Annotated in this window: 12 protein-coding genes, 1 tRNA gene and 1 pseudogene; 3 read left to right on the top strand and 11 right to left on the bottom strand. The window is 42.3% G+C overall.

All coding sequences use genetic code 11. The annotated features are described in order from the left end of the window. Positions 1 to 53 precede the first annotated feature (53 nt). Positions 54 to 944, top strand: coding sequence for a hypothetical protein (locus CRECT_RS09785; RefSeq protein ID WP_002945000.1), 891 nt, complete (start codon positions 54 to 56; stop codon positions 942 to 944). An 892-nt stretch (positions 945 to 1,836) separates the two neighbouring features. Here the strand turns inward: CRECT_RS09785 and CRECT_RS09790 are convergent. From CRECT_RS09790 to CRECT_RS09830, 11 genes and pseudogenes are all read right to left on the bottom strand, one after another. Then, positions 1,837 to 1,911, bottom strand: a tRNA-Asn gene (locus tag CRECT_RS09790). A gap of 126 nt (positions 1,912 to 2,037) precedes the next feature. After that, the gene (locus tag CRECT_RS09795; protein WP_002944984.1) at positions 2,038 to 2,943 is read right to left on the bottom strand and encodes a radical SAM protein; all 906 of its coding nucleotides are present in this window, start codon (positions 2,941 to 2,943) and stop codon (positions 2,038 to 2,040) included. Between the two features lie 99 nt (positions 2,944 to 3,042). Next, on the bottom strand, positions 3,043 to 4,095 hold the full coding sequence (locus CRECT_RS13265; protein WP_407643372.1) for a methyl-accepting chemotaxis protein: 1,053 nt from the start codon (positions 4,093 to 4,095) through the stop codon (positions 3,043 to 3,045). Positions 4,096 to 4,212: 117 nt separating this feature from the next. Next, positions 4,213 to 5,031 (bottom strand): annotated as a pseudogene (locus CRECT_RS13270) (PDC sensor domain-containing protein); the annotation flags it as partial. Between the two features lie 83 nt (positions 5,032 to 5,114). Then, entirely contained in the window at positions 5,115 to 5,399 is a 285-nt protein-coding gene (locus tag CRECT_RS12775) for a methyl-accepting chemotaxis protein (protein ID WP_081451675.1), read from the bottom strand. After that, the gene (locus tag CRECT_RS12780) at positions 5,380 to 5,547 is read right to left on the bottom strand and encodes a hypothetical protein (RefSeq protein ID WP_185714570.1); all 168 of its coding nucleotides are present in this window, start codon (positions 5,545 to 5,547) and stop codon (positions 5,380 to 5,382) included. Before CRECT_RS12780 ends, CRECT_RS12775 begins: the two co-directional genes overlap by 20 nt. 143 nt (positions 5,548 to 5,690) lie before the next feature. Continuing rightward, a complete protein-coding gene (locus CRECT_RS09810; RefSeq protein ID WP_050771504.1) occupies positions 5,691 to 6,113 on the bottom strand; it encodes a hypothetical protein in 423 nt (140 codons plus the stop codon). A 207-nt stretch (positions 6,114 to 6,320) separates the two neighbouring features. Then, on the bottom strand, positions 6,321 to 7,343 hold the full coding sequence (gene hemE, locus CRECT_RS09815) for a uroporphyrinogen decarboxylase (protein ID WP_171992722.1): 1,023 nt from the start codon (positions 7,341 to 7,343) through the stop codon (positions 6,321 to 6,323). Between the two features lie 65 nt (positions 7,344 to 7,408). Continuing rightward, positions 7,409 to 7,825: an Rrf2 family transcriptional regulator gene (locus CRECT_RS09820; protein WP_002944945.1), complete on the bottom strand. Its 417-nt coding sequence runs from the start codon at positions 7,823 to 7,825 to the stop codon at positions 7,409 to 7,411. Between the two features lie 81 nt (positions 7,826 to 7,906). Further along, the gene (locus CRECT_RS09825) at positions 7,907 to 8,467 is read right to left on the bottom strand and encodes an NAD(P)H-binding protein (protein WP_227932279.1); all 561 of its coding nucleotides are present in this window, start codon (positions 8,465 to 8,467) and stop codon (positions 7,907 to 7,909) included. 286 nt (positions 8,468 to 8,753) lie between these two features. Beyond that, entirely contained in the window at positions 8,754 to 9,128 is a 375-nt protein-coding gene (locus CRECT_RS09830) for a cupin domain-containing protein (protein ID WP_002944992.1), read from the bottom strand. A 474-nt stretch (positions 9,129 to 9,602) separates the two neighbouring features. On the opposite strand from CRECT_RS09830, the gene CRECT_RS09835 reads away from it, so the two are divergent. Together CRECT_RS09835 and CRECT_RS09840 are read left to right on the top strand one after the other, a co-directional pair. Next, a complete protein-coding gene (locus CRECT_RS09835) occupies positions 9,603 to 10,559 on the top strand; it encodes a cation diffusion facilitator family transporter (protein ID WP_002944972.1) in 957 nt (318 codons plus the stop codon). 696 nt (positions 10,560 to 11,255) lie between these two features. Continuing rightward, positions 11,256 to 11,639, top strand: coding sequence for a hypothetical protein (locus tag CRECT_RS09840; RefSeq protein WP_002944950.1), 384 nt, complete (start codon positions 11,256 to 11,258; stop codon positions 11,637 to 11,639). Positions 11,640 to 11,810 lie beyond the last annotated feature (171 nt).

Raw genomic sequence — 11,810 nt, forward strand, 5'->3', positions numbered from 1 at the left:
TTACAATAATGCTTGAAGTTCAATAAAGATATATTACATATAAAGGAGACACTATGATAAAAGATAATGTATTGGCGGCAATTCTTGCTGTGGATTTTTTAACAACACCAAGTAAAGACTTTAGTCTTGCATATGCTTGGGCCGAAAGGATACTTACAACTATTCAGGTATCGCCAGAATATTTAACACATATATATAATTCCCTTTCTAATCAAGAAATTGAAATCAATGCAATCATGGACTATGTTACTGCAATAACAGGCGATAGCGTCGACAATGCTATAAGGGATATACAAAATTGCAAAAAACCGAATTTGAAAAGTTTGCAAGAGGATAGTCTAATGAAAGCATATGACGCTATGCAAGTTGTGTATCAAAGAAATTATGAGCAAGACAATCCATATGTTTATACGCCCGAACAAATAAGAGATGTGCTGAGCAAAATAAATGTATTGGTAGATAAAATTGAATTAAAAATTTTATTTGATGAAGAAGAGATGGCGAAAACACTAAAACTTTTCAAATTTAAAGATCAAAGGGGATTGCTGGAATATACATCCGAACAAGCTAAAGAGATTGAACATATGGTTCCAAAAAGTGCTATTAGAACAAGCCAAGAAGATCTATTTGGTGTAGCTCTTATATTAATAACTGAAAACAAATTAAGAAATATAATTACCAGCAACCCTTTTGCGGTTATGGCCTATTTAAAAACCACTAATCAAAGAGATTTTATAAAAACCTATAATGATATTATGAATAACTATAGGATAGCAAACGAATATATTTCAAAATACATGGATTATTTGCAACAATATGATATTAAGAATATAAACATAAAGAATTTTTCTGCAAAACAGCTGGAATACAGCAATGAATTACATATATTGATATTAAAAGACTATTATATGCTAACAATAAATAATCTGAACAAAAGAGATTAATTCGCAAGATTTTTATGTTATGTGAAAGGTTTTATCGATTAAAACATATTTAAACTTGCTTAAATATGTTTTAATATAGTACAAAAATCCTCAAGAGATAAGCACTAAAAATAGTACTTAAAAATATTTGGCTCAAGATAAGTTAATAGGATTTTTAGCTGTGACCGCGTCTTGCTAAAAATCTTATTAAGTTCCGTTGAACCAAGTTTAATTACGGAGAAATTTAGCATAGGCATGCGACAGGTTGAGTCAAATTTTAAGATTTTCAACCAAGAGGATATTTTCTTTTAAAATTTTATTGTGGTATAGGTCGGGTCGCAAAATAACCTATCCTTAATAAGCAAATCCGCTATCTCTTCATAGGTTTTATCGTCTATCTTATCGCGAAATTTAACGTTTCCGGATTTACAATCCAAGCTCTTTATTTGACCGTTTAGATCTACTCCGTTTATATTTTACTTCAAAGGGATATCCTTAACGAGATATTTTGTCCGACTTGTCAGACAAAAAGCATCCTCGCTCGCAAGAGATATAAATGAATTTTTTAAGACTCATCACATACCTATAAAGCACACAAAGAAAAACTATGAGAGAAATCTCAAGACATACGACAACGGAAAACTTTACTTTTAATTAATCTAAGATATAGTTAAGTTTTTATCCACAAAATGAATATGCCTACTCTTTTACTAGAGATTTTTTATGATTTTTAAATTGTCATCTTTTCTATTACTTAAATTTTATACCAACAATAGTTTAAAATACTTTGCGACAAAATATAAAGATTGAGAATATTAAAAAATTTCGGGAATAAATTTTAGAAAACCGGTAAAACTTAAAACTCTTAAAATATCGGTAAAATCGGGATTAAAAAGGATTTTTTTAGTATAGATGGCTCCGGATGCTGGATTCGAACCAGCGACCAATCGGTTAACAGCCGACTACTCTACCGCTGAGCTAATCCGGAATATTTTAAAAGAAGTCGTATTATAGGCAAAAACGTATAGTTTGTCAATAAAATTTAGCTTAAATTTGCAAATACCGCAAATTTAGCGGCAACAAGGGTAAAATTTGCCAAATTTACCGCTAAAAATCACGCAAGACGGTAAAATTTAGTTCCCGCCGCATCTACTGTTTTTACCTTTCCGTCAGCCAAAAGCTCCTGCAAATTTAGCTTCGAGCTTTCAGAAAAGCTATTTATCACGTCATTTTCGCTTTGCGGACGGCGTCTTACGAGCTCTAGCAGCTCCTCCTTGCTAAGCTCGAATTTTTCATCGCCGTATTTTGCCGACGCTATCACGCACGGCACGCCGGAAATTTGCTGCGCAAGCTCGTATAGGAGCTCCCGGCTCACGCCTTTGACCGGATATGCGGGTGGGCGGGCGATGGTGCTTATATCCACGCGGGCGGGCAAAATTTGATTTAACGCCGCATTTAACGCTTCAAATTCCGCCTTCGTGTCATTTAGCCCTTTTACGACCAGTATTTCAAGCACTAGCTCGCCTTTGAATTCTCGCCTAAATTTAGCCATCGCGCCTACTAGCTCGTCGATGTCAATCTTCTCGCCCGAGCGATCGATCCTGGCAAAGGTCTTTTGCGCCGCGCTATCAAGGCTAAATTTGACTATATCAAGCCCTTTTAGCGCCTCGCAAATTTGAGGGTCAAGCACGCCTGAGCCGTTTGAGAGGATGAGTGTTTTAGCACGGCCTTTTATCAAATTTAGCTCGTGTGCTAGCCGCACCAGATCCGGATAAAGCGTCGGTTCGCCGTTTGCCGTGAGCGTGATGACGTCAACGTGCGGATGTGCGGCAAGCGCAGCCTTTACCTCGGCGATCACTTGCTCTACGCTAGGCGGATTTTCTATCGCCACGACGGGTTTTGCCGCCGTGAGTTCGCAGTAAACGCAGTCAAAGTTACAGCACTTTTGCGCAGGCGATAGATCGACGCCCAGCGAAACGCCGAACCTGCGCGAGCTAACGGGACCAAAGACGATGTGCATTGATTTTCCTAAATTTAAGATACACGATTATACTAAAAGCCGGAGTAAAATTTGGGGTAAATTTGACGGCTCCGCATAAAACCAGAGCCGTCACAAGAGTTAAAATTTCTTCTTCCTCACGTCTTCGACGATAGCCTTAGCCATGTTGTCGACCTGCGCGGTTACTTCGTTAGTTCTACTTACGACGCCTACGTTGTTGTGTGTGAGCTCGTCTATCTGAGCCACAGAGCGATTTATCATATTTATGCCTTCGCTTTGTTCCTTGATGCTCTCGCTCATCTCGTTGATGCTTTGAGCTAGTACGTTTGCGTTAGCTTCGATCTCGCCAAGGCTCTTTTGGGTGCGTTCGGCAAGCTTTCTAACCTCATCGGCTACGACGGCAAAACCGCGCCCATGCTCACCTGCACGAGCAGCCTCGATAGCTGCGTTTAGAGCTAGCAAATTCGTCTGATCTGCGATATCGCGGATGATCACGATGATATTTTTGATCTCCTCGCTTTGCCTCATGACGTCGCCGGTCTTTTGACTGATGGCGTTCATCGAGCTGCTCATCTGCTCAACCGCAGCGGCGCTTTCTTGTAGTGAGCTTGCTTGTACGTTAGCGCCGTTTGTGAGCTCTTTCATCGACTCGGCCAAAATGCCTGCTTTTTCTTCTAGCAACTTAGCTTGCTCTAAATTTATATTGAGCATATTTGTGATCTCTTCGCCTAGTGAGTTAATTCCCGCAGCCATTTTACCGTCATCATCAAGCCTCTTTGTGAAGTCTTGCGCTTTAAAACTCTCTAGTAATTTGATAACATCATTACCATTCTTGGCAATCGCATCTTTTAGGGCTTCTTGAAGCTGGGCAAAAGTAACTTTTAACTGATTTAGCGCAGGGTTAGACGTATGCGCATCAAGAGTTGCGGTAAAGTCGCCTACTTTTATCTTATCTACAAAAGCGTTTGCTTCTTTGATAAAGTTATTTTCGGCGGTATTTGACGCTTCTATCTTGCTTATATTTTCGTTTATGAGTGCTGCCATAGCCCCAAATTCATCCTTTGTGGCTACATTTGCCTTAAGCGGCTCTTTGGTTTCGTAGTTTAGGTATTTGAAAAACGCATCTAGCGCGTTTGATATGACGCCTAGAGGCTTTAAGAAATACCCGACCATAATCACCAAAATAACGACGATAATAGCTATAAATACGAGCGAAGATACAGACTGATTTAACAAAACTCTATCAAGTATAGGATCGTAATCTTTTACTGAGTTGGTAGAGCAAACAAGCCAACCCGCTTTATCGTATTTTTGGCATGCAAAGATTTTTTCATCGCCGTCAAGCTTATTGAAAAATGCTTTACCTCCGTCTTTGTTGTAGCTATTTATGACAAATTCGACAGCTTTTTTAAGCTCCGGATCGGAAGATAAAATATATTTACTATCCGGATGATAAACCACAAGCTGCGACTCTAGGTCTATTATCATTGCGACGCTAGTTTTGGACTCTTTTGATTTTGCCAAGCTACTTGCGACACCGTCCAAATACAAATCCGCAGCTACTACTCCGGCAGCCTTACCGTCTATTATGATTGATTTTGCTATCGTCATAGTATTTTTTCCGCTCGACTGAGCTATATACGGAGGCGTAAAATAAAGCTTGCCCCTAGAAACACTTTGTTTATACCAGCCCTTTTCTCTAGAGTCGAATTTATCCTTTTCAGGGGTCAAATTTAAAAATTTAGGCCCCTTACCCGCTTGTGCGACTGCATCATAAAGCTCGCCGTTATCGGTAAAACCTATGAAAAATTCAGGTATATCTACTGTAACAGCCATAGTCATCAAACGATCTTTGAGTTGTTCTTTATCCATCATAAGATGGGGGTTTTCCTCTATATATCGCGCCAGACTTTCTACCGCAAAGACCTTGGAATCAAGATACTCGTCGGCATAAACCTCCAAAGAGCGCGCGATGGCCTCCTTTGAATTTGCCGAAACGTCTAAAATAGTATTTTTAGTACTATTGTAGTTCATAGCCGCAAATACAGTAAACAGTACGGCCAACAATGCGAAAATAATAAAAGCTATCTTGTTTGCAACCTTTTTCATCTAAATTCTCCTTTGGTAAATTTCATTTTTGATCTAAAATTTATTTTTTCTCACGTCTTGAGCGATGGCTTTAGCCATATAATCTACCTCGGCAGTGACGGCGCCTGAGATATACCTTGATTGACTAAATTTATAGCTTCACTTTGTCCTCTAATGCTTTCATTCATCTCACTGATACTTTGAACCAGTACGTCTGCGTTGGCTTCGATCTTGCCAAGAGATTTTTGAGTGCGTCCAGCTAGCTTGCAAATCTCATCGGCTACAGCAACAAAATCGCGTCTATACTCGTCTGTACAAGTAGCATCGATAGTTGCGTTTAGAGTTAATAAATTCGTCTGATTGGTGATATCACGGATGATGACGATAATATTTTAATCTCTTCAGACTGGCATCATGCATCTTTTGGTTGATGGCGCTCATCGAGCTGTTCATCTGCTCGATTGCAGCGGCGCTTTCTTGTAGTGAGCTTGCTTGAGAGCTCGCACCGTCAGTCACCTGCTTCATCGACTGACCCAAAAACTCCGCCTTTCCCTCCAACACTCGAGCTCACTCTAAATTTGTCCTTAGTATGTCGGTTATTTCTTTACTCAGAGCATTGATACCTATAGCCATCTTGCCGTCATCTTCAAACCTTTTTGTGAAGTCTCACTTTTAGTCGGCTAAGGTCCGGATTTGAGGTATCGGCATTTAGCCGTATCATAGTTACCTTTGTCTATTTGTCCAACAAATGCGTTAGTTTCTTTTATGAAGTTATTTTGCTTGGCCGGATCCGCCTCTATTTGCTTGATATTTTTGTTTATCATTATGCTCGTCTGCTCGATCTCGTCGCTGCCACAGCGGTTTAGCAACCAAGCCTTATCGGTTTTGTTGTTTAAAAAGTCGAAAAATTGTATAGGTCCATTTTTGGTCTGATCAATACCTGAGATCAAATTTCTACCTATCAATGTGGACACTAATAACATAAGTATAATACAAGTCGCAATAACTATGGCGCTAACGATCATCTGAGTATTCGCATCATTTTTGATAAGTACGGCATCTTCTTTCATATTGCTTAGTAGCTTAAGTTCAAGCTCTCTCATTACGTTTATAGAAATGCTTATCTTTAAAAACCGGCTTGGTGTGTCGCAAGAATGGTATCCACGATTTGCTCATTGCATTCAGTTTTTGAAATACCGCTTAGCATAATGCGCTCATTATTCCGAGCCCGATGAGGCCGACGATAGCTATCGTCATGATCTTAAATTTGATACCGACGTTGTTCACTCTCATCCCCCTCTCCTTTTGTGCTACCTTGCGCTTTTTTCTTGCACTCGTTTTATAAAATATTTCGCGTTTTCTATGGGAACGTCCGGCAGGATGCCGTGTCCGAGATTAAAGATATGCGGCGCGTTTTTCATCGTCTGCAAAATTCGTTCCACACCGGCGTCGATCGCCTCCTTGCTGTAAAGGCGCGTAGGCTCCATGTTTCCTTGAAGGACGTATTTCGGGCTCAGTTTTTCTTTAGCAAGCTCGATCGGCGTACTCCAATCCACGCCAAAAACTTCGAAATTCCCCGAAATTTTATCCAGATATCCGCTTATGCCTTTTGGAAAAACGATAACCGGAATTTGCGGGAATTCAGCCTTAAGCGCATCCACTATATCCATGATATACTTCCAGCCGAACTCAAAATACGCCTCATCCTCCAGCGCCGCCGCCCAGCTATCAAAAATTTGAACCGCATTTACGCCGGCTTTTATCTGCTCTTTCATATATCCTATGAGCGAGGCCGTAACCTTGGCTAAAATTTGATGCATAAACTCGGGGTTTGAATATAAAAGCTTTTTGCTAGCCGCGTAAGTTTTCGTCCCGCCGCCCTCGATCATATACGTAGCTATCGTCCACGGCGCCCCGCAAAAGCCGATTAGCGCCTTATCCTGCGCCAAATTTTCACGCGTTAGCTTGATCGTATCGTATACGTAGTCTAAATTTTTGATTGATTTTTGGACGTCTAGCCTATCTAGATCCTCTCTCGTCTTGATCGGATCGCTAAATACAGGCCCCTCGCCTTGGACGAATTTAAGATCCATACCCATCTCAAGCGGCACGACGAGGATATCGCTAAAAAGTATCGCCGCATCGACGCCTAAAATTTCAACCGGCTGGATCGTGACCTCGCTGGCTTTTTTATAGTCTTTGCAAAGTGATAAAAAATCGCCCGCAGCGGCTCGAACTCGCATATACTCAGGTAGATACCGACCCGCCTGCCGCATCATCCAAACAGGCGTATACGGCGTCGGTTTTTTTAAACAAGCATCGATGAAAATCATATATTTCCTTCAAATTTTTAGCGATTTTATCAAATTTAATATTTAAATAATGTAAAGCGAATTAATTAAAATGCGAGTTCGTCTAGCAAATTTTGCAAATTTACGCCTGCTAAGCTATCAAACATAGCTCGTTGCGCAGAGGCAAATTTAGGCGTCAAAAGCGCCTCGATCCTGCCTCCCAGCGGACAAGGCGGCGGCGAGTTTTTGTGGATTTTAAAGATACCGTTTTCGCCCTCGTTTACCGCCGAAAATATATCAAAAAGCGTGATTTGATCAGGCTTCTTAGCCAGGCTCGCCCCGCCCGTGCCCGCGCTTACGTTTATCAAATTTGCCGATTTTAAAAGCCTGATTATATTTCGCACGATGACGGGGTTCGTGCCGACGGTGCCGGCTAAAAATTCGCTCGTGTTTTTCTCGTCCTTAAAAAACTCGCAGCTAAGCAGGATATGTATAGCGATGGAAAATTTTTGTCCTATTTGCATAATCAGCCTTGGTTTAAATTTAAAAGCCGCGCGCTCTTTTCGCGCAGCATTATTTTAGCTAAATTAAGCAAAATTTTAAACTTACGCCCTCTCGCCTACAGCGGTAAAGCGCTTTTGCACGAAGGCGCCGTTTTTTAGCTCGCCTATGACCGCGAGCGCGAGGTCTGCATAGCTGATGTAGCTCTCGTTTTTGGAGTTTAGGATTAGATTGTCGCCGCCAAGGACGTATGAGCCTGTGCGAGCGGCATTTGCATCGTAGTCTCCGGCAGGCGAGACGTATGTCCAGAGCACGCCCGTTCTACCTTTTAGCTCAAAAAACGACTCCGCCGTAGCCTTTGCGACACCCATGTACTCGGCAGGGAAGCTTGGCGTATCCATAACCATCGTCTGCTTATCGTCCACGTATAACGTACCCGCGCCGCCGATGACTAGTAGCCTTGTTTTTGTGCCGCTAAGAGCGTCTGCAAGGTGTTTTGCTACCTTTTTATGAAGCCCAAACGTCTCCGGCGTCCATGCCGCAAATGCGCTGATAACGGCGTCAAAGCCTGCTAGATCGCCTTTCGTTAGCTCTAAAACATCTTTATAGACGACTTTTACGTCGCCGTTTTTATACCCTTTGTTTCGCAGGGTAGCCGTTGTCATGCCCTTGTTTTAGGGCTTCTTGCACCAAATTTGAACCCGATTTTCCGTTTGCTCCGATGATTGCTACTTTTTTCATTTTCTATCCTTTAAATTTAGATTTTGTTTGCTTACACAGCCGCTTATCGCTGCTGCAAGCTAATTTAGTTGCCGATGCGGCCGATACACTCTCTCATATGAGCACCTATCGCCGCCACAGCTGATGCGCCCGCCACGTAGGGCGTCGTTTTGCCACGCTGCGCAGTTTAAAATTTACGCCCGCATTTTTCCGCGCCCGTCTCGCAAAATTTTACAGCCAGCTTGGCTTTACGTCCTCGTTTATCACGCCATCATCCATAGTGTACTGCTCCAAGCTGCCGCGTTTAGTTTGGATACAGATAAATTTCATCCCCTGCGCACCCGCCTTAAAGCACCTCTTGCCCGCCGGATCTATGCGGATCGCGTCGCCCTCCTTGACCGCCGTCTCCTCGCCGTCGATGAAAAGCGTGCCGCCGCCTTTTAGCACCAAATAAAGCTCCTCGTTTTGCTTGTGCGAATGCACGAACGGCACGCTCGCGTTTGCGGGAAGCTCATTGATAGAAAGCTCACAGCCGCTTAAATTTAGAGCTTCTTTCAGCTCGACTCTCGGTTCGCTTTTCGTTGAAACGATCTTGTAGTTTGACATCTTTTTCTCCTTAAATTTTTTGTTGTAATGTTATAACTTACAACTGATGAGCGAAGTATAATAAAATTCTGTTGTAATATCAAGAGTTACATCAAAAATTTTCAAAAAAAATTTGACGCAAATTTTAAAACCAAATAAAATCCGCGCAATTTTAACTAAAAGAATTTATACAAAATAGCGCATTTAAGACGTTTGCGATCAGCTTAGACTGTGCGCCGAGGTTGATAGACTACGGCAACGTCGCCGGGTTTATCACGGCCTGATTTGCGATCAGTCTTGACGACGCGCCGAGGCTGGCGGAGGAGCTTGGCAAGCTAAAAAGATATCGGCAAGCATATAAACGCCGGACTTAGGAGCGATAGCGATAAATTTAAATATCTTAAATTTTACTTTTGCCCTCCTTGACGACCGAATAAATATTTAGATATCATTTTAACTAAATAAAAGCTTACGCCAAGGCAAAAAGGATAAAAAATGTCAGAAAATCACGCCCACTGCGCGCATTCGCACGCGTCAAACAAGGTCGTTTTGAGAAATTCTTTCCTGATTATATTCACTTTTATGCTGATCGAGGTCGCGGGCGGATTTCTCACAAATTCACTCGCCCTGCTTTCCGACGCCGGACATATGCTCTCGGACGCCGCGGCGCTCGGGCTTTCGCTATTTGCATTTAAATTCGGCGAACGCAAGGGCAATCTACAAAAGACTTTCGGCTATAAGAGGGTTGAAATTTTAGCCGCGACGATAAACGCCGTCACGCTCATCGTCATCGCCGTTTTCATTATCATCGAGGCGGCGCGACGCCTGCAAAATCCGCCCGAAGTCGCCACTGTAGGTATGCTCATCGTCAGCGCGCTAGGTCTTTTGGTAAATATCATAGCGGCTTGGTATATGCTTCGTGGCGGCGACGTGAGAGAAAACGTCAATATGCGCGGCGCTTACCTTCACGTGCTAGGCGACGCTCTGGGCTCGGTGGGTGCGATAACGGCCGCGCTAGCGATGATGTGGTTTGGTTGGTGGTGGGCGGACGCGGCGGCTAGTGTTTTGACTGCGCTGCTCATCGTAAAAAGCGGCTGGGGCGTGCTAAAAGACAGCCTAAACATCCTAATGGAAGGCTCGCCAAAAGGCGTGAGCCTGGACGCGCTCGTCGCACAGATCAGGGGCGTAGACGGCGTGCTTTCGGTGCACGACCTGCATGTCTGGAGCATAACAAGCGACGCAAACGCGCTCACGGCCCACATCGTGGTCGGCGGCGAGCTGAGCGTGCGCGAGGCGGAGCGGGTCTTGCACGAAATATCGCACAAAATGGAGCATCTGGGCATCACGCACACGACGCTACAGTGTGAGAGCAGCGAGAACGAATGCGACGGCGAGCTCATCTGCGAAGTAAGATCAAATGGTGATGGCGGGCATTTGGGGCATAGTCATTAAAATTTGGATTTGAAATTTAGCTTAATTTTAAATTTTGCCCGATTTAGAATTTGAAATTTTGCCCGCGCCATGGAATTTCGGAATTTTAGAATTTTGAGATTTAAATTTTAAAATTTTGCGGTTATTATGAATTTTTTAAATCCCTCCGCACGGTGGAATTTGAAAATTTCGCTCTGCAAAGGCCATTTTAAAATCAGGCTCTGCACACGCAAAATCGTAGAATTTTACGCAGCGAGTCGTTGCATCATTCAAAACGGCGCCTATGCGCGTTTGCGGAATTTTAAATTTGACCGAAGCGGTAGTCTGATAAATGCAGCAAAATTTGGTAGAAGCTTGGAATGGTTTAAATTTAGCTAAATGCCTTCCATTTTAATAGCGCGGAAATGACACAGCGCGCGCTACATTTTTAATTTAGCCAAGTATATCGCGCCGTTAAATTTTAAAATTCCGCGCTACAAATTGAGCCGCAAATTTAAACTACGTCAAAATTTTGGCTTAATTTCACTCATCAAATTTTCCTGGCGATTTGAGCCTATCAAAAGCAAATTTGACATATAATCTCGCGAAATTTCAGGGAGCCAAGGTGCGCAAGAACATAAAATACCTAATTTAGAAGTTTTTTTGGGTAATGTCTTTTCGTCAAAATTTAAACCCATGCATTATAATTACAGAAATTGAAAAGGATGGCAATTAGATATGAAAAGAGATATATTAATCGCGATTTTAGGCTCGCTTTGCGCCTTTATAAATATTAATTACATAGGTTTTCTTATCGCATTAAATTTCGCGATAGCCTTGGTTTGCGCCGCTTTTCCTTTTATGAAAAAGAATTATATATTTTTGTTACTGCTCGCGCTAAATTTAACCTTGTATTTCAACACTATCGACACTCCTTTTGAAAAGCCTGAGCTTTGGACGTATCATATACCCGCGCTCGCAAACGCGACATACGGCCTAAGCGCTCTAGTTTATGCTTCAGGATTTGTCGCTTTTGTTCCGCTTGCGGCATATATCTGTTTTTTATATTCGCTCTGCGTCGTTATCTGCGGCGTACGTGAAAAATTTCAAAATTTAAGCTAAATTTTACGGTCAAAATTTTAAGCCTCTCTATGTCTTATAATTTCGCAGAATTTACCGGTCGAGCCAGCATCAAATTTATATCGAATTCCCGCAGTAAGGCCGCTCTCCTCCCGTCAAATTTGAACCCGTATGCTTAATAAAACATAAATTTACTCTACTTTAACGAAAATT

Source organism: Campylobacter rectus (genome assembly GCF_004803795.1).
GTDB classification, from domain to species: Bacteria; Campylobacterota; Campylobacteria; order Campylobacterales; family Campylobacteraceae; genus Campylobacter_A; species Campylobacter_A rectus.

What these genes read in the sequence shown, in the direction of transcription:
- CRECT_RS09820 (WP_002944945.1), bottom strand. Translation starts at nt 7,825, where the DNA reads ATGCAAATAGGACAAAAATTTTCCATCGCTATACATATCCTGCTTAGC.
- CRECT_RS13265 (WP_407643372.1), bottom strand. Translation starts at nt 4,095, where the DNA reads ATGGTCGGGTATTTCTTAAAGCCTCTAGGCGTCATATCAAACGCGCTA.
- CRECT_RS09785 (WP_002945000.1), top strand. Translation starts at nt 54, where the DNA reads ATGATAAAAGATAATGTATTGGCGGCAATTCTTGCTGTGGATTTTTTA.
- hemE (WP_171992722.1), bottom strand. Translation starts at nt 7,343, where the DNA reads ATGATTTTCATCGATGCTTGTTTAAAAAAACCGACGCCGTATACGCCT.
- CRECT_RS09835 (WP_002944972.1), top strand. Translation starts at nt 9,603, where the DNA reads ATGTCAGAAAATCACGCCCACTGCGCGCATTCGCACGCGTCAAACAAG.
- CRECT_RS09830 (WP_002944992.1), bottom strand. Translation starts at nt 9,128, where the DNA reads ATGTCAAACTACAAGATCGTTTCAACGAAAAGCGAACCGAGAGTCGAG.
- CRECT_RS09795 (WP_002944984.1), bottom strand. Translation starts at nt 2,943, where the DNA reads ATGCACATCGTCTTTGGTCCCGTTAGCTCGCGCAGGTTCGGCGTTTCG.
- CRECT_RS09825 (WP_227932279.1), bottom strand. Translation starts at nt 8,467, where the DNA reads ATGACAACGGCTACCCTGCGAAACAAAGGGTATAAAAACGGCGACGTA.
- CRECT_RS09840 (WP_002944950.1), top strand. Translation starts at nt 11,256, where the DNA reads ATGAAAAGAGATATATTAATCGCGATTTTAGGCTCGCTTTGCGCCTTT.
- CRECT_RS09810 (WP_050771504.1), bottom strand. Translation starts at nt 6,113, where the DNA reads ATGAGAGAGCTTGAACTTAAGCTACTAAGCAATATGAAAGAAGATGCC.